13 protein-coding genes are annotated in these 18,483 nt (G+C 70.4%); 4 read left to right on the top strand and 9 right to left on the bottom strand.

What is annotated here, in order from left to right:
- Window positions 1-10 precede the first annotated feature (10 nt).
- From ABS772_RS01970 to ABS772_RS01955, 4 genes are all read right to left on the bottom strand, one after another.
- Window positions 11-3,325: an efflux RND transporter permease subunit gene (locus ABS772_RS01970; protein WP_350391864.1), complete on the bottom strand. Its 3,315-nt coding sequence runs from the start codon at window positions 3,323-3,325 to the stop codon at window positions 11-13.
- A gap of 79 nt (window positions 3,326-3,404) precedes the next feature.
- On the bottom strand, window positions 3,405-6,542 hold the full coding sequence (locus ABS772_RS01965; RefSeq protein ID WP_350391863.1) for an MdtB/MuxB family multidrug efflux RND transporter permease subunit: 3,138 nt from the start codon (window positions 6,540-6,542) through the stop codon (window positions 3,405-3,407).
- 12 nt (window positions 6,543-6,554) lie between these two features.
- Window positions 6,555-7,928, bottom strand: a complete 1,374-nt coding sequence (locus ABS772_RS01960) for an MdtA/MuxA family multidrug efflux RND transporter periplasmic adaptor subunit (RefSeq protein WP_350391862.1) — start codon at window positions 7,926-7,928, stop codon at window positions 6,555-6,557.
- A gap of 157 nt (window positions 7,929-8,085) precedes the next feature.
- Window positions 8,086-8,259 (bottom strand): hypothetical protein, encoded by a 174-nt coding sequence (locus ABS772_RS01955; protein WP_350391861.1) that lies wholly within the window; start codon window positions 8,257-8,259, stop codon window positions 8,086-8,088.
- Window positions 8,260-8,695: 436 nt separating this feature from the next.
- Between ABS772_RS01955 and ABS772_RS01950 the strand changes: the two genes are divergently transcribed.
- From ABS772_RS01950 to ABS772_RS01940, 3 genes are all read left to right on the top strand, one after another.
- Complete coding sequence (locus ABS772_RS01950) at window positions 8,696-9,880, top strand: aminotransferase (protein ID WP_350391860.1); 1,185 nt, start codon at window positions 8,696-8,698, stop codon at window positions 9,878-9,880.
- A gap of 83 nt (window positions 9,881-9,963) precedes the next feature.
- Window positions 9,964-10,401: a DUF4112 domain-containing protein gene (locus ABS772_RS01945; RefSeq protein WP_231347027.1), complete on the top strand. Its 438-nt coding sequence runs from the start codon at window positions 9,964-9,966 to the stop codon at window positions 10,399-10,401.
- A 37-nt stretch (window positions 10,402-10,438) separates the two neighbouring features.
- Window positions 10,439-11,641: an ABC transporter permease gene (locus ABS772_RS01940; RefSeq protein ID WP_238254627.1), complete on the top strand. Its 1,203-nt coding sequence runs from the start codon at window positions 10,439-10,441 to the stop codon at window positions 11,639-11,641.
- Window positions 11,642-11,708: 67 nt separating this feature from the next.
- Here the strand turns inward: ABS772_RS01940 and ABS772_RS01935 are convergent, their stop codons facing one another.
- The 5 genes from ABS772_RS01935 to gloB all read right to left on the bottom strand — a co-directional run bounded on the left by ABS772_RS01935 (window position 11,709) and on the right by gloB (window position 17,542).
- On the bottom strand, window positions 11,709-13,934 hold the full coding sequence (locus ABS772_RS01935) for a glycoside hydrolase family 3 N-terminal domain-containing protein (RefSeq protein WP_350391859.1): 2,226 nt from the start codon (window positions 13,932-13,934) through the stop codon (window positions 11,709-11,711).
- A 132-nt stretch (window positions 13,935-14,066) separates the two neighbouring features.
- A complete protein-coding gene (locus tag ABS772_RS01930) occupies window positions 14,067-15,281 on the bottom strand; it encodes a GGDEF domain-containing protein (RefSeq protein WP_350391858.1) in 1,215 nt (404 codons plus the stop codon).
- 190 nt (window positions 15,282-15,471) lie between these two features.
- Window positions 15,472-16,446 carry a site-specific tyrosine recombinase XerD gene (locus tag ABS772_RS01925; protein ID WP_350391857.1) on the bottom strand — a complete coding sequence of 325 codons (975 nt, stop codon included), beginning with the start codon at window positions 16,444-16,446 and terminating at the stop codon, window positions 15,472-15,474.
- A complete protein-coding gene (locus ABS772_RS01920) occupies window positions 16,443-16,595 on the bottom strand; it encodes a histidine kinase (protein WP_108940425.1) in 153 nt (50 codons plus the stop codon). Before ABS772_RS01920 ends, ABS772_RS01925 begins: the two co-directional genes overlap by 4 nt.
- A gap of 167 nt (window positions 16,596-16,762) precedes the next feature.
- Window positions 16,763-17,542 carry a hydroxyacylglutathione hydrolase gene (gene gloB / locus ABS772_RS01915; protein ID WP_350391856.1) on the bottom strand — a complete coding sequence of 260 codons (780 nt, stop codon included), beginning with the start codon at window positions 17,540-17,542 and terminating at the stop codon, window positions 16,763-16,765.
- Window positions 17,543-17,742: 200 nt separating this feature from the next.
- Between gloB and ABS772_RS01910 the strand changes: the two genes are divergently transcribed.
- Entirely contained in the window at window positions 17,743-18,477 is a 735-nt protein-coding gene (locus ABS772_RS01910) for a class I SAM-dependent methyltransferase (RefSeq protein ID WP_238258842.1), read from the top strand.
- The last annotated feature ends 6 nt before the right edge of the window (window positions 18,478-18,483 follow it).

The following is an 18,483-nucleotide window of genomic DNA, read 5'->3' as shown; positions in this document are numbered from 1 at the left end:
AGAACCATCCTCACTCGGCCGGCACCGTCGCGGGTCCGCCCCGGCGACGCTTCGCCCAGAGCCGGAGACGGTCGAGATACAGGTAGACGACCGGTGTCGTGTAGAGGGTCAGGATCTGGCTGACCACGAGTCCACCGACGATGGCGATGCCGAGCGGCCGGCGCAGCTCCGCCCCCTCGCCGCCCGCGACGATGAGCGGGGCCGCGCCGAGGATGGCGGCGAGCGTCGTCATCATGATCGGCCGGAAGCGCAGGATGCAGGCCTCGAAGATCGCCTCGCCCGGCGCCAGCCCGCGGTTCCGCTCCGCGTCGATGGCGAAGTCGATCATCAGGATCGCGTTCTTCTTCACGATGCCGATCAGCAGGAACACCGCGATCAGGGCGACGATGGTGAACTCGGTCCCGGTCGTCAGCAGCGCGACGATGGCGCCGATCCCGGCCGAGGGCAGGGTCGAGAGGATCGTGAGCGGGTGGATGTAGCTCTCGTAGAGGATGCCGAGCACGGCGTAGACGGCCAGCAGCGCCGCCAGGATCAGCAAGGGCTGGCGCGAGGCCGATTCCTGGTAGCTCTTGGCCGCACCCGCGAACTCGCCGTGGATGGTCTGCGGCAATTGCAGATCGAGCATGGTCTGGTCGATCACCGCGGTGGCCTCGCCCAGGCTCTTGCCCGGCACGAGGTTGAACGAGATCGTGGTCGCCACGAACAGCCCCTGGTGCGAGACCTGGACCGGGGCGTTGCCGGTCTCGAAATGGGCGAAGGCCGAGAGCGGGACCATCGTCTCCTTGGCGCTCGACACCGGCGCGCTCGACGAGGCGCCGCCCTTGCTCGCGGCGATGGCGTTGCCCGCGGCGTTGCGCGCCGAATCCGCGGCGAGGGTCGCGGCGGTGTCGGTGGTGGAGGTGCCGGAGGTCGAGGCCTGCGAGGGGGTCGTGGTCCCGCCGCCGGCGACCGTGCCGGCGACCGCGTTGGTGGTGGCCGAGCCCCGCGCCCGGCCGCCCGTGGTCGAGACGTAGATCGTCTTCAGCACCTCCGGGTTCTGGAGGTATCGCGGCGCGATCTCCATCACCACGTGGTACTGGTTGAGCGGGTTGTAGATCGTCGAGACCTGCCGCTGGCCGAAGGCGTCGTAGAGGGTGTTGTCGATCTGGTCCGGGGTGATGCCGTAGCGGAAGGCGGTCGCCCGGTCGATGACGAGGCGGCTTTCCAGCCCGCCCTCCTGCTGGTCGGAGGTCACGTCGGCGAAGATGTCGGTGCGCTTCTGCAGCGCCTGGAGCAGCTTCGGTGACGCCGCGTAGAGCTCGGCCGCCGTGTCGCCCTGGAGAGTGTACTGGTACTGGGCGAAGCTCTGGCGCCCGCCCATCCTGAGATCCTGGCGCGGGAACAGGAACAGCCGCGCGCCCGCGACTTGGGCGAGCTTCGGCCGAAGCCGGTTCATCACCTTCTCGATCGAGTCGCGCTGGCCCAGGGGTTTGAGCCCGACGAAGACGTTGGCCGAGTTGGTGCCGCGCCCGCCGGTGAAGCCGACGATGCTCTCCACCGCCGGGTCCGCCTGCACGATGGCGCTCGCCCGCTCCAGCTTGTCCTTCATCGACTGGAACGAGATGCGCTGGTCGGCCTGGATGCCGCCCATGAGCTGGCCGGTATCCTGATCCGGGAAGAAGCCCTTCGGCACGATGATGTAGCCGTAGACCGTGAGCCCGATCGCCACGAACACGCTGAGCGCGGTCAGCCGCCGGTGACGGAGCGCGAAGCGGAGCGTCCGCTCGTAGCCCGCGAGCAGCGCGTCGAACCCGCCCTCCAGCATCCGCAGCAGGATGTTGGGGCGCCTGGCCGCGTGCATCTGCGCCTCGGGCTTGAGGAGCAGCGCGCACATCATCGGCGTCGTCGTCAGCGAGAGCACGAGCGAGACGAGGATCGCCATCGACAGCGTGACCGCGAATTCCTGGAACAGGCGGCCGACGATGCCGCCCATGAGCAGGATCGGCAGGAACACCGCGATGAGCGACAGGCTCATCGAGACGACGGTGAAGCCGACCTCGCGGGCGCCGATCAGCGCCGCCTCGACCCGCGGCTTGCCCGCCTCGATGTGGCGCTGAATGTTCTCCAGCACGACGATGGCGTCGTCCACGACGAAGCCGGTCGCGATGATGAGCGCCATCAGCGAGAGGATGTCGAGGGAGTAGCCGAACATCCACATCGCGGCAAACGTGCCGATGATCGAGATCGGCACCGCCACCGCCGGGATCAGCGTCGCCCGCCACGAGCGCAGGAAGATGAAGGTGACGAAGATGACGAGGCCGATGGCGATCAGCAGCGTCTCCTCGGTGCTCGCCAGCGAGGCGCGGATCGTGGCCGAGCGGTCGCCGGAGATGTTGAGGTCGATGTCGCCCGGCAGCGCCGCCTTCACCTGCGGGATCGCCGCGCGCACCCGCTCCACCGTCTCGACGACGTTCGAGCCCGGCTGCTTGTAGATGAACAGGATCACGCCCGGCTTGCCGTCGACGAGGCCGAGATTGCGCTTGTCCTCGACCGAGTCGACCACCTCGCCGACATCCGCCAGCCGCACGGCGGCCCCGTTGCGGTAGGCCACGACGATGTCGCGATAGTCGGAGGCCTGCCGGCCCTGGTCGTTCGCGTAGAGCTGGTAGCGGCGCTCCCCGGCGACGATGTCGCCCTTCGGCGAGTTGGCGTTGGCCGAGGCGAGCCCGGCGCGGATGCCCTCCAGGCCGATGCCGTAGTGGAACAGGGCGGTGGGATCGAGCTCCACCCGCACCGCCGGCAGCGAGGAGCCGCCGATATCGACGTTGCCGACGCCCTCCACCTGGCTCATCCGCTGCTGCACGATCGTGGCGGCGGAATCGTAGAGCTGGCCCGGCGTCAGCGTGTCGGAGGTCAGCCCCAGGATCAGGATTGGCGAATCGGCCGGGTTGAACTTGCGGTAGGTCGGGTTGGTGCGCAGCGAGGTCGGCAGGTCGGCCCGCGCGGCGTTGATCGCCGCCTGCACGTCGCGGGCGGCGCCGTCGATGTCCCGGTTGAGGCCGAACAGCAGGACGATCCGCACCGTGCCGGTGGAACTCGTCGAGGTCATCTCGTTGACGTCGGCGATGGCCCCGAGCCGCCGCTCCAGCGGCGCCGCCACAGTGGTGGCCATGGTCTCCGGCGAGGCGCCGGCCATCTGCGCCTGGACGAGGATGACGGGGAAGTCGACCTGCGGCAGCGGCGCCACCGGCAGGCGCACATAGGCGAACAGGCCGGCCAGCATCAGGCCAATGGTCAGCAGCGTCGTCGCGACCGGACGGCGGATGAAGGGTTCGGAGAGGTTCATGGCGTGAACCGTCCGCGGCGCAGACGACCCTCCCCCTCCGCGGGGGAGGGTCGATGCGCGTTGCCGCCCGTCGCGATGGTCACGGCACCGCCCCGCCCGGCGCCAGCCCGTCGCCCTCCCGCCGCCGGGTGATCCGCCGCTCCAGCCGGTCGAAGGCGAGGTAGATCACCGGCGTCGTGAACAGCGTCAGCACCTGGCTGACGATGAGGCCGCCGGCGATGACGATGCCGAGCGGCTGGCGCAGCTCCGAGCCGACACCCGAGCCGACGATCATCGGCACCGCCGCGAACAGGGCGGCGAGCGTCGTCATCAGGATCGGGCGGAAACGCAGCAGGCAGGCCTCGTAGATCGCGTCGCGCGGGGCCTTGCCCTCCTCGCGCTCGGCCTGGAGCGCGAAGTCGATCATCATGATCGCGTTCTTTTTCACGATGCCGATCAGGAGCACGATGCCGATGATCGCGATGATGTCGAGCGACAGCCCGAACCACATCAGCCCGAGCAGCGCGCCGATGCCGGCGGACGGCAGGGTCGAGAGGATTGTGATCGGGTGGATGAAGCTCTCGTAGAGCACGCCGAGCACGATGTAGACGGTGACGATCGCCGCGCAGACGAGGAACAGCTCGTTGGAGAGCGCCGCCTCGAAGGCGAAGACCGAGCCCTGCGGCACCACGTTGAAGCTCGCCGGCAGATCGATCTCTTTTCGCGCGGCTTCCAGTGCATCGACGGCTTGCCCCAGGGCGACGCCCGGCGCGAGGTTGAACGAGACCGTGGTGGCTGGGAACTGGCCGAGATGGCCGATCAGCAGCGGCGCGCGGCGCTCCTCCACCTTCGCCACCGCCGAGAGCGGCACCTGCCCCGAGGGCGCGGTGGAGGACGGCAGGTAGAGGTTGTCGAGGGAGGCGAGCGAGGTGTGCAGCTTCGGGTCCGCCTCCAGGATCACCCGGTACTGGTTCGTCTGGGTGAAGATGGTCGAGACGATGCGCTGGCCGAAGGCGTCGTAGAGCACGTTGTCGATGGTCGCCGGGGTGATGCCGTAGCGGCCCGCCGTGGCGCGGTCGATGGTGACGTAGGCCGCCAGGCCGTTGCCCTGGTAGTCGCTGGTGACGTCGGCGAGCAGGGGCGAGCGGCGCAGGGCCTCGACGTAGCGCGGCACCCAGGTCTCGAAGTCGCCGAGGTTCGGGTTCTCGAGGATGACCTGGTACTGCGTCGCCGAGACGGCGGTGTCGATCGTCAGATCCTGCACCGGCTGCATGTAGAGCCGCACCCCCGGCACGCCGCTCGTCGCCGCGTTGAGGCGGCGGATGATCGCGCTGGCGTCGGCGCTGCGCTCGTCGCGGGGCTTGAGGTTGATGAGGAAGCGGCCGGAATTGAGCGTGACGTTCTGCCCGTCCACGCCGATGAACGAGGACAGGCTCGCCACGTCCGGGTCCTTCAGCACCACGTCGGCGAGCGCCTGCTGGCGCTCGGCCATGGCCTCGTAGGAGACGCTCTGATCGGCCTGTGAGATGCCCTGGATCACCCCCGTGTCCTGCACGGGGAAGAAGCCCTTGGGGATCACCACGAACAGGTAGGCGGTGAGCGCCACCGTGCCGAGCGTGACCAGCAGCGTCAGGCCCTGGTTGGCCAGCACGACGCGCAGGGCCCGACCGTAGAGGGCGATGACGCCATCGTTCAGCCGACGACCGGCGCGGGCGATCGGTCCCTCCCGGCGCGCGGCCGGCGTCTCGGCGCCGTGGGCGACCGGCTTGAGGAGCCGCGCGCACATCATCGGCACGAGAGTCAGCGAGACCACCGCCGAGATGACGATGGTCGCGGCCAAGGTGATCGCGAACTCGCGGAACAGGCGGCCGACCACGTCGCCCATGAACAGGAGCGGGATCAGCACCGCGATCAGCGAGACGGTGAGCGAGATGATGGTGAAGCCGATCTCCCGGCTCCCCTTCAGCGCCGCCTCGAACGGGTCGTCGCCCTCCTCGACGTGGCGGGCGATGTTCTCGATCACGACGATGGCGTCGTCCACGACGAAGCCGGTGGCGATGGTGAGCGCCATCAGCGAGAGGTTGTCGAGGGAGAAGCCCCAGGCATCCATCGCCGCGAGCGCGCCGATGAGCGACAGCGGCACCGACAGGCTCGGGATCAGCGTCGCGGAGACGCTGCGAAGGAACAGGAAGATCACCATCACGACGAGCGCGATGGCCAGCATCAGCTCGAACTGCACGTCGTGCACCGAGGCGCGGATCGTCGTCGTCCGGTCGGTCAGGATCGCGACGGAGACCGAGGCCGGCATCGTCGCCTGGAGCTGCGGCAGCAGCCGCTTGATGCGATCGACGGTGTCGATGACGTTGGCGCCGGGCTGGCGCTGGATGTTGAGGATGACCGCGGGCGTGCGGTCGGCCCAGGCGCCGAGGCGGGTGTTCTCGGCCCCGTCCACGACCTCGGCCACGTCGGTGAGGTGGACCGGCGAACCGTTGCGATAGGCGATGATCGCGCTGGCGTAGACCGCCGGGTCGCGGACCTGATCGTTGGCGTTGATGGCGTAGGACTGGGTCGGCCCGTCGATGTTGCCCTTGGGCGTGTTGACGTTGAGGTTGCTGATCGTCGTGCGCAGGTCGTCGATGTTCAGGCCGTAGGCGGCCATCGCCAGGGCGTTGAACCGCACCCGCACCGCCGGCCGCTGCCCGCCGCCCATGCTGACGAGTCCGACGCCGGCGATCTGGCTGATTTTCTGGGCGAGCCGCGTCTCGGCGAGGTCGCGCACCTGCGTCAGCGGCATCGTCGCGGAGGTGAGCGCCAGCGTCAGCACCGGCGCGTCGGCCGGGTTGACCTTGGCGTAGATCGGCGGCGCCGGCAGGTCGGTCGGCAGCAGGTTGCCGGCGGCGTTGATCGCCGCCTGGACCGATTGCTCGGCGATGTCGAGGGGGATGTCGAGGTTGAACTGGAGCGTGATGACGGACGCCCCCGCCGAACTCTGCGAGGACATCTGGTTGAGGTTGGCCATCTGGCCGAACTGCCGCTCCAGCGGCGCGGTGACGGCCGAGGTCATCACCTCCGGGCTGGCGCCGGGATAGAAGGTCTGTACCTGGATCGTCGGGTAATCGACGGCGGGCAGGGCCGAGACCGGCAGGTTCAGGTAGGAGACCGCGCCGACGATCAGGATCGCCAGCATCGACAGCGTCGTCGCGACGGGCCGGAGGATGAAGATGCGGGACGGGTTCATGGCCGCATCCGGTTACGGCGCCTGACGCCGGCGTCCCCGGCGCTCCTGGCCGCCCTCCGCCGAGCCCGTGGCCGCCGGCGTCGCGGGGAGCGTCGCGCCGGGCGCGCCCGCGGCCGGTCCCCCCGCCTGCGGACCGTTCCCGTGGCCGACGACGCGCACCGGTGCGCCCTCGCGCAGGCGGTCGGTTCCGTCGGTGACGACGCGGTCGCCCGCGGCGAGGCCCGACAGCACCACCGTGTTCACGCCGTCGGTCTCGCCGGTCTTGATCGGGCGGACCGTGACCTTCTCGTCGCCGTCCATCAGGTAGACGTAGGTGCCCGGCGTGCCGCGCAGGATCGCGGCGTTCGGCACCAGGGCTGCCTTTTCGATCGTCTCGACGGTGAGGCGGGCGTTGACGAACTGGTTCGGGAACAGGGTCTCCTCCTCGTTCTCGAACATCGCCCGGAGCTTCACCGTGCCGGTGGTCGTGTCGATCTGGTTGTCGATGGTCTCCAACCGGCCGGTGGCGATCTCGTGCTGGTCGCTGCGATCGTAGGCGCGCACGGTGAGCTTCGCCCCCTGGCGCAGCCGGCGCATCACCCGCGCTACGTCGTCCTCCGGCAGCGTGAACACCACCGAGATCGGGCGCAGCTGCGTGACCACGACGATGTTGGTCGTGCCGGCGGTGATGTAGTTGCCGAGATCGACCTGCCTCAGGCCCACCCGGCCCTCCACCGGCGAGACGATCCGGGCGTAGGTGAGGTTCAGCTTCTGCTGGTCGACCAGCGCCTGATCGGCGGCGACCGTGCCCTCGTTCTGCTTCACCAGGGCGGCCTGGGTGTCGACGTTCTGCTTCGAGATCGAATCCTGGCGGTTCAGGGTCTGGTAGCGCTGGAGATCGAGCTTCGAGTTCTGCAGCAGGGCCTGATCGCGGGCGAGCTGGCCCTGATACTGGGCGAGAAGCGCCTCGTAGGGCCGCGGGTCGATCTGGGCGAGGAAGTCGCCCTCCTTCACCATCTGGCCCTCGCGGAAGCCGATCTTGGTGAGATAGCCGTTGATCTGCGAGCGCACCGAGACGGTGGCCAGCGGCGTGACCGTGCCGAGCCCCTGGAGCACCACCGGCATGTCGCCGGTCACGACCGGCGCGACGCCGACCGCCTGCTTCATCTCGAAGGGCCGTCCGCCGCGGCCATGGCCGCCGGCGCCCGGCGCGTGCGCGGCCTCCTCGGCCGGCTTCTGCCGGGCCTCGTAGGTGCGGTGGGCGACCGCGCCGGCGCCACCCAGGATCAGCAGGGCGAGCATCCAGCGGCCGAACCGCGTGCGCCGGCGGACCGGCGCGGTCGGCACCGGATCCGCCGTCCGGTATTCCCGGGCGGTCTCCCTGCGTATCGGCGAACTCTCGTTCATCCCTCACACACTCGTCGACATCAACCACGGCCATCGAATGCGGGCCGGTCCGCAGGAACGCTTCAGTCGGCCGGAAGTCCGATCCCGTCGAGACCGTGCGGCCCGGACGGGCCCGCTTCGGTAAGGCCGGCGAGCATCGCCTGGCAATGCGGTGTTCCTACGGCGCCGACGTTTCCGGCATGTTGCTGCCCTCCGGCCCACCCTGCGACTGATAGAGGCGCATCACGTCGCGGAACGAGGCATCGACAGGCGTCACCGGCACGGCGAAACGCAGGCCCAGGCCGAGACCGGCGGACATGACGGCCAGCAGCAGGCAGGTTCCGAGACGCATGATCCGCCGATGACGAGAGGGGCGCCGCGGGACCGGACGCGCCGCCCGATCGGACATGAAAAAGGCCGCCGTGTCGAGCGGCGGCCTTTTCAGGAGGACGACCGGACCGGCCTGCCACACTCAAGAAACGAGGGGGCGAAGTTCCTTCAGCGCGGCGGCCGGTCCGACCGTGGGGTGAACATGCGCTTACGACTGATGATCGTCAACATTCGTCAGCCGTTCGATGCGCTGCAAAAACGGGTTTTCGCGGCTCATCCGCCAACTCGTGTGCGTGAACGCACGTCGCACAGACCGGATCGGGATGTTCTCGCAAGGCTCCGGCAAGACGCCTCTTGTCTTCGCGCAGGACGATACCAAGCGCGCTCAAGTTCTCGTCCCGTTCCCACCTTTCCGAAGGCGCTTGGAGCGGCGTGGCCGCTCTGCGAAGACATCGACCATGGATCCCGCAGCGAATCGCATCCCCGCTTTCACCGGTCACCCCGTCTTCGCCGACTTGCCGGAAACCGTGTTCGAATCGATGTCGCGGCTGGCGCGGCAGCACGGCGCGATCAATCTGGGCCAGGGCTTTCCCGACGGGCAGGGACCCGACGACGTGCGCGCCGCCGCGGCGCGGGCACTGGAGAGCGTCAGCAACCAGTACCCGCCGATGATGGGGCTGCCCTCCCTGCGCGGGGCGATCGCGGCGCATTACCGGCACCATCAGGGCCTCGACCTCGATCCCGAGCGGGAGGTGATGGTGACCTCGGGCGCGACCGAGGCGCTCGCCGGCGCGCTGATGGCCCTGGTGCGGCCGGGCGACGAGGTCGTGCTGTTCGAGCCGATGTACGACGCCTACCTGCCGCTGGTGCGCCGGACCGGCGGCGTGCCGCGCTTCGTCACGCTCAAGCCCCCGCATTTCCGGATCGAGGAGGCGGCGCTCGCCGCGGTGTTCTCCGAGCGCACCCGCCTCGTCCTGCTCAACAACCCGCTCAACCCGAGTGCCACCGTCTTCGGGCCGGACGACCTCGCCCTGCTCGCCGAATTCTGCCGGCGCTTCGACGCGGTGGCGGTCTGCGACGAGGTCTGGGAGCACGTGATCTTCGACGGCCGTCGCCACCTCCCGCTGATGGCGCTGCCGGGCATGCGCGAGCGCACGGTGAAGATCAGCTCGGCGGGCAAGATCTTCAGCCTCACCGGCTGGAAGGTCGGCTTCGTGATGGCGAGCGAGCCGCTGATGCGGGTCCTGTCGCGGGCGCACCAGTTCCTCACCTTCACCACGCCGCCGAATCTTCAGGAGGCGGTCGCCTACGGGCTGGCCAAGCAGGACGGGTATTTCGAGGGGATGCGCTCCGAACTCGCCCGCTCCCGCGACCGGCTGGCAGCCGGCCTGTCGCGGATCGGCTTCACGGTGCTGCCGAGCGCGGGCACCTACTTCCTCACCGTCGACGTCGCGGCTCTCGCCGAGGACGACGTCGCCTTCTGCGAGCGGATCGTCACCGCGCACGGCGTGGCCGCGATCCCCGTCAGCGCCTTCTACGCGGAAGGCGGCGTGAGACACCTCGCCCGCTTCTGCTTCGCCAAGACGGACGCCACCCTCGACGCGGCGGTCGAGCGGCTGGGGGGATTATTTCGCGGGCGGTGAGCGCGCGCGCGTCGGCTTCCTTGTGCAACGGTCGGGGTGGGGCCACATCGTCTGCCATGACCACCTCCGCCCAGACCCCCAGCATGGCCTATCGCGAGCCTCCCGGCGCGGCGCAGCTGCGTCGCTTCACCGACACCAGCACGGAGGCGAGCCTCCAGCGGCTGGAGCAGCTCGCCCACCTGATGGACTCGGCCTTCCTCCTGCCGGGCATCAACCGCCGCGTCGGGCTCGACGCGGTGATCGGCCTCGTCCCCGTGCTCGGCGACATCGCGGGCATGGCGATCGCGTCCTACATCGTCTACGAGGCGAAACGGCTCGGCGCGCCGCGCTGGCTGGTCTGGCGCATGATGGCCAACGTCGCCCTCGACGGCGCGGTGGGCTCGGTGCCGCTGGCCGGCGACCTGCTCGACGCGGCCTTCAAGGCGAACCGCCGCAACGTGCGCCTGCTGCGCCGCCATCTCGAGCGCAAGGGCGACTTGCGGCCGAGCGAGATCGAGGGCACCGCAATCCGGCTCGACTGAGCCGGCATCGGCCGCCCGAGCGTGAGGGTTGGAGCCGATGAACGAGCACCTGCGACCCGAACCCGACGCGGTGCCCGTCACCGCGCCGGGCAACGCGCCGCAGATGCAGGCCCTGCCGACCGCCGAGCGCCGCGGCCTCTCGCCGCTCAACCGGCGGCGGCTGGCGAATTTCCGCGCGAACCGGCGCGGCTACGGGTCGGCGGTGATCTTCACCGTGCTGTTCGTGCTGAGCCTGTTCGCCGAACTCATCGCCAACGATCGCCCGATCGTCATGCAGTACAAGGGCGAGTGGCTGTTCCCCGTCCTGATCGACTATCCGGACGAGAAGTTCGGCGGCTTTCTGGCACAGACCGACTACCGCGCGCCCGAGACGCGCAAGGAGATCGAGGAGAACGGCTGGGCGCTCTGGCCGCCGATCCCCTACGCCGACAACACCTACATGCGGGACCTGCCGACCCCGGCGCCCTCGCCCCCGACCTGGATGCTGAGCGACGAACAGTGTCGCCCGGTCGCCGAGCGGGCCGGCGTGAAGGCCGAGGGGCGCGAACTCGGCTGCCGCGACATCGAGTGGCACTGGCTCGGCACCGACAACGCGACGCGAGACGTGCTGGCGCGGGTGATCTACGGATTCCGCATCTCGATCCTGTTCGGCCTCGTGCTCGCCGGCATCTCGTCGGTCATCGGCGTGATCGCCGGGGCGGTGCAGGGCTATTTCGGCGGCTGGACCGACCTCACCTTCCAACGGGTCATCGAGATCTGGGGCGCGATCCCGACGCTCTACCTCATCATCATCATGTCGGCCTTCCTGGTGCCGAGCTTCTTCACCCTGCTCGGCATCCTGACGCTGTTCTCGTGGACGGCGCTCGTCGGCGTGGTGCGCGCGGAATTTTTGCGCGCGCGCAACTTCGAATACGTGCGCGCCGCCCGGGCGCTAGGCCTGTCGAACGTGCGCATCATGACCCGCCACCTGCTGCCCAACGCCATGGTGGCGACGCTGACCTTCCTGCCGTTCATCCTCAACGGCTCGGTGACGACCCTGACCTCCCTCGACTATCTCGGCTTCGGCCTGCCGCCCGGCTCGCCCTCGCTCGGCGAGCTGCTGGCGCAGGGCAAGGACAACATCAACGCGCCCTGGCTCGGCCTTACCGGCTTCTTCGTGGTGGCGACGATGCTGAGCCTGCTCGTCTTCGCGGGCGAGGCGGTGCGCGACGCGTTCGATCCGCGCAAGACGTTCGGATAGGGCGTCGTCCGAAGAGGTGACCGCCGGCCTTCGGAAAAAGGCGATGCCGGCATCAAAAGCTTGAGTGTCAGCGACGCGCCTCGTCGCTGCCGGGGGGGCCGCGCCAGCCGGTCTCGACGGTGAAGCCGGCGCTCCGGGTGGCGACCGCGTCGCCGCCGACATGGGCGAGGTAGGCGCCGGCCTCCACCACCAGCGTGCCGTCCGGCTCGTGATAGCCGAGGTCGCGCGCGGGCACGCGGAAGCTCGCGGTGCCGGTCTCGCCCGAGGCGAGATCGAGAAGCGCGACGCCCTTCAGCAGGCGTCGCGGCCGGCTGCGGCCCGCCACCGGCTGGCTGACATAGAGCTGCGCCACCGCCCGACCCGACCGCGTGCCGTAATTGGTGACGGCGGCGCGCACCTCCAGCGCGGCGTCGTAGCGATCGCCGACACCGACATGCGGCGTCACGATCTCCGGCTCGCCGTAGGCGAAGCGGGTGTAGGAGAGGCCGTAGCCGAACGGGAACAGCGGCGACGGCGATTCGTCAGCATAGCCCATGGTCCAGCGCGAGCCCGGAAGATGCGGGCGCCCGCCCGGCAGGGCGTCGTAGGTCAGCGGCAATTGCCCGACGGTGCGCGGCCAGGAGACCGGCAGCTTGCCGGAGGGATTGGCATCGCCGAACAGCGTTTCGGCCACCGCCGGCCCACCCTCGGTGCCCGGAAGCCAGGCCATCAGCACCGCCTGCGCGTGGGCCAGCGCCGGTCCGAGTTCGGTCGGGCGTCCGCCGACCACGACGAGCGCGACCGGCTTGCCGGCCCCGGCGACCGCGGCGAGCAGGTCGTGTTGCAGGCCCGGCCAGGAGAGATACGCGCTCGAGGAGCCCTCGCCCGAGCGGTCCCGCGGCTCGCCCATCACCGCCACGACGAGATCGGCCCGCGCCGCCGCCCCGACCGCTTCGGCGAAACCCGCACGGCCGTCGCAGACCCGCGGGCAGCCCGGCGCGAACTCGATCGCGACGCCGGCCGCGGCGGCGCGCTCGCGCAGGCCCGCCAGGATCGTCACCGCGTCCCATTCCTGCCCCGCGCCCTCGTGCGGGCCGACCTGATCCCAGGCGGAATCGGCGAAGGGGCCGACGACGGCGATGCGGCGGACCTGGGCCGGATCGAGCGGCAGCAGGCCGTCGCGGTTCTGGAGCAGGACGAGGCTCGCCCGCGCCGCCTCGCGGGCGAGCCGCCGGGTCTCGGGGCGCAGGAGCCTCTCCTCCGCACCGTCCGGATCGATCACGGCGCGGTCGAACAGGCCGAGCCCGAATTTCAGCCGCAGCACCCGGCGCACCGCCGCATCGACCGCCTCTTCCGGAACGCGGCCGGTGCGCACCTCCTCGGGCAGGTGGCGCAGGTAGAGCCCGCTCGTCATGTCCATGTCGACGCCGGCGAGCAGCGCCTTGCGCACGGCCTCGGCCCCGTCGCGGGCGACGCCGTGCTTCACGAGGCTCGCCACCGCCTGCCAATCGGCGACGACGAGCCCGGAGAAGCCCAGTTGCCGCCGCAACAGGCCCGTCATCAGCGCCGGGTCGGCGGTCGTGGGCAGGCCGTTCAGCGCGGTCAGCGCCGTCATCACCGCGTCGGCGCCGGCGCGGACGCCTTCGCGGAACGGCGGCAGGTGGAGGTCGTGCAGTTCGGTGGGCGCCACGAAGGTCGCGTCGTAGTCGCGTCCGCCGAGCACCGCGCCGTAGCCCGCGAAATGCTTCAGCGTGCTCGCGAGCCCGCCGTCGCGAAAACCCTCGACCTGCGCGGCGGCGAGCCGCCCGGTCAGCCACGGATCCTCGCCCAGGCCCTCGACGACCCGGCCCCAGCGCAGGTCGCGGGCGACGTCCGCCATCGGCGAGAAGGTCCAGTTGAGGCCGACGCCGACGGATTCGCGCGCCTGGGCGGCGGCGGCGCGGCGCAGGAGGCCGGCATCGAAGCTCGCGGCCATGGCGAGCGGAAGCGGGAAGATGGTGCGGTAGCCGTGGACGATGTCGAGTCCGACCAGCAGCGGGATCCCGAGCCGCGAGGAGCGGGCGAGCCGGTCGGCCTGGGCGACGAGACCGGCATTGCTGAAGTTGATGATTGCCCCGACTTCCCCGCGGCGGAAGCTGCCGAGGTCGAGGATCGGCTCGTGCGAGATCAGGTTGAGCTGGCCGGCCTTCTCCTCCAGCGTCATGCGGGCGAGCAGCGCGTCGATCCGGCGCTCGATCGGCTCGGCTTGGGCCGAACCCATCATCAGAACGGCCCAGGCGGCGCCGCGGACGATCCCCCGAGCCAGCCGCCGCATCGTCACCCTCTCCCCGGAGCGGTCTCGACCGCCCGCTCCCGTCGGGCGCGACGATGCCGCAGGATCGGGCGCGCCGTCGATGGAGGACTGGGCGGCTTCAACGGGCGGACGGCAGATCGATGTGGACGGAGCTCACGGCGACCGCATCCGGCTCCGGCGGCCCGCCTTGGCGTGCAGCCCCGTGCCGAGGGCCTCCTCGACCGCGGGAAGCGGATCATCCCCGGAGGTGACGACCCGGTCGCGCCCGGTCCGCTTGGCCCGGTAGAGGGCGTCGTCGGCCCGGCGCAGCAGGTAGTCGAGGCTGCCGCCGATCTGGCTTTCCGCAGCGACGCCGACGCTCACGCTCATCGTGAGATCGGGATAGGCCGGGTGAGCGAAGCCTGCGACGCCGGCCCGAACCCGCTCGGCGACCCGCGCCGCCGCCCGCTCGTCGAACCGCGGCAGCAGGCAGGCGAACTCCTCGCCGCCCATCCGCCCGAACACCGTACCGGGCGGCAGCAGAGGAGCCGCGATGTGGCAGAAGGCGGCCAGAGCCGCGTCGCCGACGCTGTGGCCGAAGCGGTCGTTGATCGACTTGAAGTGATCGAGATCGAACAGAAGCAGGGCGGCGGGCGCGACCGCGAGGTGCCGCTCGGCCCCCGCGACCAGGGCGCGGCGGTTGGCGATGCCGGTGAGCGAATCGGTCTCGGCGGCCAGCCGCTGCTCGCGCTCGGCCCGCTCCTTGGTCAGCGCCATGAAGACGAAGGCGATGGCGACCGAGAACAGCGTGCCGGTGAAGCAGAGGATGGCGAACCACGGCGAGGCGACCGCGACGGAGGCCGGGATCGGCACGGTGAAGGCCAGCGGCACACGGAGCCAGTACAGGGCGGCGTAGGTCGCGAGCAGAAGCAGCGCGGGGTAGCGCGACACCAGCGGCTCGCCGCGTCCGCGCCAGATGGTGAGCGCGCCGGAGCCGCAATAGAACCCGGCGAGCGTCGAGGCGAGGCCGACGCGGGCGGGGAGCGACTCGAAGAAGGCGGGCACGAGACAGGCCGCGATCCAGATCGTCCCGCCGGCCAGGGCCCAGTCGAGGTGCAGCCGGCGGCCTTCGAAGGCGCGCACGCCGCTCCAGATCAGTCCGTAGGCGCCGATCATCAGCGCGTTGGCGAGACCGATGGACAGGCTGTCCGGGATCTGCCCGCGCAGGGCCAGCATCAGCGAGGCGACGCTGCCGACGACGTGGGCGACGCCCCACACCGCCAGGGCGCGCTCGCGGCGCGACTGGCTCCACGACAGCAGGAACAGCACGCCCACCGTGAAGGTGACGGCGGCCGTCATCGTGAAGAGTGTCGGGAGATCGAGGCGCATCGTACCCTGGCACCGGCCCGTTCGAGCCGCTGCGCCGACTCCTCAGCATCGTGGCCCTTGTAGAGGGTCAGACCACGCCCGCGATGTCAACGGCAATACACCAAGCTGGAGCCCGAATTTGTAGCAATCCATGACCGATCAGCCGGCATAGTCGGCATAGTCGGCATAATGGTGCGTTATGATACGGTTCTTATGAGGAAACAGTTCCAGGCTCGATGTAATCGTCTCGATCGTTAAGCGGATGAAGGTCGCGCACCATGCCCTTCAACCGTTCGTCGAGAACGTGGGTGTAGATCTGCGTCGTCGAGATGTCGGCATGTCCCAGCAGTTCTTGGACAATACGCAGGTCGGCACCGTTCTGGAGCAGGTGGCTCGCGAAGGCGTGCCGCAGCACGTGCGGGCTCACCCGGTCGGTCCGCAGGCCGGCGGCCGCGGCGGCGGTCTTGAGATCGCGGGCGAAGGCCTGACGGGTCAGGTATCCGCTCTCGCTCTCGGCCGGGAACAGCCAGGAACCGTCCGCGGGCAGGTGCGCGACGTGGGCGCGCATCGCCTCCCGGGCGAGGTCGGTCAGCGGCACGAGGCGCTCGCGGCCGCCCTTCCCTTTGACCACGAGGTAGCGCTCGCGGGTCGCGGCGGCCGAGCGCGGCAGAGCCACGAGTTCCGAGACGCGCAGGCCGGTGGCGTAGAGCAGTTCGAGTAGGCAGAGCATCCGCGAAGCGGCCCGCGCCTCCCCCCGGTCGTCGCCCGCCGCCTCAACCCGTTCGCGCGCCGTCGCGAGCAGGCGGTCGACCTCGGCCACCGACAGGATCTTCGGCAGGCCCTTGGCCCGGCGCGGGGCGGCGACCGGCGCAGTCGGATCGGTCTCGGCGTAGCCCTCCGCGTAGAGGAAGCGGTGGAAGCCGCGGATGCAGGAGAGGCGCCGGGCCGCCGAGGACGCCTTCAGCCCGCGGGGTTCCAGGGAGGCGATGTAGGCCCGGACCTGATCGGCCTGCGCCTCCTCGGGATCGATCCCGGCTTGCGCGAGATATCCGAGGTAGTCGTCGAGGTCGCGCCGGTAGGCCGCCAGGGTGTTGGCCGCCGCGCCGCGCTCGGCGGCGAGCATGTCGAGAAAGAGCTGGCCCGGATCCTCCGCCCCGTCCGGGGGCGCGGAACCGTCCGCGCTCATCGGTTGCCCGGCTGGAGTTTCGCGGGAGGAATGGTGACGCTCATCTCCCGCGGCGTCGGCTGGACGAAGGTCGCCAGCGCGAACATGCCGGCGAAGACGAGGCCCGCGAGGATCGCGATCGTGGCGAGGAAACGGAACAGGGTGGGCAAGGGAACCGGCCTTTCGCCGAGGCTACGCGGACGAGCGGGTCGTGTTGCGATGCGCAAAACCGTGGGCTTCGATCACACGGCACCGACCCAAAGGCAAGGTCTCGCCGAACACACGCGGCCCGGTCAATGGAACCACGGCGACACCCGATCCCGCCCGTCCACAGGCCTCAGAAGCGGTTCTTCCACAGCCGCAGGGCCGTGAACACCGCCGCCGGGTCCGAGCCCGGTTCCAGCCCGGCCGAGCGGGCGAGCACGGGCTCGCCCGCGCGCAGGAACGGGTTCGTCGCCTTCTCCTCGCCGATGGTCGAGGGGATCAGGAAACTGCCGGTCTCGGCGAGCCGCTCGGCCTGCGCCACGCGCTCCTTCAGGTCGGCGTTGTCCGGATCGGCGGCGAGCGCGAAGCGGCCGTTGGAAAGCACGTAATCGTGGCCGCTATAGACCGACGTCGCGTCGGGCAGGTCGAGGAAGCGGACCAGCGAGCGCCAGAGCGTCTCGGGCTCGGCCTCCATCACCCGGCCGCAGCCGAGGGTGAACAGGGTGTCGCCCGCGAACACCACGCCGGCATCGGCGAAGTGGTAGGTGACGTGGTCGGCGCAATGCCCCGGCGTCTCCCAGACCGCGGCCGAGAGGTTGCCGACGGTGACCGTGTCGCCTTCCCTGATGTAGCGGGCCGCGCCCGGCACCGCCGTGCGCGCCTTCTCCGGCGCGGTGACCCGCGCGCCCGTGCGCTCCACCACCTCGGGGATCCCCTCGATGTGGTCGCCGTGGCGGTGGGTGACGAGGATGTCGGTGAGCTGCCAGCCCTCCGCGTCGAGCGCGGCGAGGACGGCGTCCGCCTCCGGCACGTCGATGGCGGCGCAGGCGCCGCTGGTGGAATCGCGGATCAGCACGCCGATATTGTCGCTCCGGCACAGGAAGGTGCGGATGTCGGGGGTCGCGCTCGTCATCGAAGACCCTTTCACCAGTCTGACTCTCTCACAACACCGCCGGCACGGGACCGGCAGGGAACGGGTGCATGGCGGCCACGGTTCCGGAGCCGGCGGCAGCGCCCCGCTTGCCGGATGCGCCCGCGATCCCCATTGATGCGGCACCAGCCTTGCGGCATCCGTCTCGTGGAGGACAACCGGCCGTGCCGGCACCCCATCCGATGCGCCTCGACGTCACGGATCTGCGCGCCTTCTACGCCAGTCCGCTCGGCGTCGTCACGCACCGTGTCGTCGGCCGGACGATCCACGGCTTTCTCGGCTCGGTCTCGGGGCTGCGCGTGCTCGGGCTCGGCTACGTCACGCCCTATCTCGGTCCGGTCCACGTCATCGCCGAGCGGACGCTGGCCTTCATGCCGGCGACGCAGGGCGTGGTGAACTGGCCCTCCAGCGGGCGCTCGGTGACGGCGCTCGCGGATCTCACCATGCTGCCCCTGCCCGAGGCCGCGGTCGACCGCGTCATCCTCGTCCACGCGCTCGAAGCCGTGGAGAGCCCGAGCGAACTCCTGGCCGACGTCTGGCGGGTGCTGACGCCGGGGGGACGCCTGATCCTCGTCGTGCCCAACCGGACCGGCGTCTGGGCGCGGCGGGACGCGACGCCCTTCGGCCACGGCCAGCCCTACAGCCGCTCGCAGCTGTCGCGGCTGATGCGCGACACGCTGTTCTCGCCGGAGGGCTGGGCCGAGACCCTCTACATGCCGCCGATCCGCAGCCGGTTCTGGCTGCGCACCGCCGCCGCCTGGGAGCGGTTCGGCACCGGCCTCGCCATGCCGTTCGCCGGCCTGCACGTGGTGGATGCCACCAAGCAGCTCTACCGACCGGTCGCGGTGCGGCAGGTCCGCCGCCTGGAGAGCCGCGTGCCGGCACGGGTGCTGGTGCCGGCCGGACAGCCGGGCTAAAGCCCC

Origin of the sequence: Methylorubrum podarium (assembly GCF_040270385.1) — a bacterium.
Lineage (GTDB): Bacteria > Pseudomonadota > Alphaproteobacteria > Rhizobiales > Beijerinckiaceae > Methylobacterium > Methylobacterium podarium.
The sequence above is the reverse complement of the archived record's forward strand: the minus strand, read 5'-3'. Positions and strand labels throughout refer to the sequence as shown.

What these genes read in the sequence shown, in the direction of transcription:
- ABS772_RS01945 (WP_231347027.1), top strand. Translation starts at nt 9,964, where the DNA reads ATGGCCTATCGCGAGCCTCCCGGCGCGGCGCAGCTGCGTCGCTTCACC.
- ABS772_RS01960 (WP_350391862.1), bottom strand. Translation starts at nt 7,928, where the DNA reads ATGAACGAGAGTTCGCCGATACGCAGGGAGACCGCCCGGGAATACCGG.
- ABS772_RS01950 (WP_350391860.1), top strand. Translation starts at nt 8,696, where the DNA reads ATGGATCCCGCAGCGAATCGCATCCCCGCTTTCACCGGTCACCCCGTC.
- ABS772_RS01940 (WP_238254627.1), top strand. Translation starts at nt 10,439, where the DNA reads ATGAACGAGCACCTGCGACCCGAACCCGACGCGGTGCCCGTCACCGCG.
- ABS772_RS01955 (WP_350391861.1), bottom strand. Translation starts at nt 8,259, where the DNA reads ATGCGTCTCGGAACCTGCCTGCTGCTGGCCGTCATGTCCGCCGGTCTC.
- ABS772_RS01965 (WP_350391863.1), bottom strand. Translation starts at nt 6,542, where the DNA reads ATGAACCCGTCCCGCATCTTCATCCTCCGGCCCGTCGCGACGACGCTG.
- ABS772_RS01970 (WP_350391864.1), bottom strand. Translation starts at nt 3,325, where the DNA reads ATGAACCTCTCCGAACCCTTCATCCGCCGTCCGGTCGCGACGACGCTG.
- ABS772_RS01935 (WP_350391859.1), bottom strand. Translation starts at nt 13,934, where the DNA reads ATGCGGCGGCTGGCTCGGGGGATCGTCCGCGGCGCCGCCTGGGCCGTT.
- ABS772_RS01925 (WP_350391857.1), bottom strand. Translation starts at nt 16,446, where the DNA reads ATGAGCGCGGACGGTTCCGCGCCCCCGGACGGGGCGGAGGATCCGGGC.
- ABS772_RS01930 (WP_350391858.1), bottom strand. Translation starts at nt 15,281, where the DNA reads ATGCGCCTCGATCTCCCGACACTCTTCACGATGACGGCCGCCGTCACC.
- gloB (WP_350391856.1), bottom strand. Translation starts at nt 17,542, where the DNA reads ATGACGAGCGCGACCCCCGACATCCGCACCTTCCTGTGCCGGAGCGAC.
- ABS772_RS01910 (WP_238258842.1), top strand. Translation starts at nt 17,743, where the DNA reads ATGCGCCTCGACGTCACGGATCTGCGCGCCTTCTACGCCAGTCCGCTC.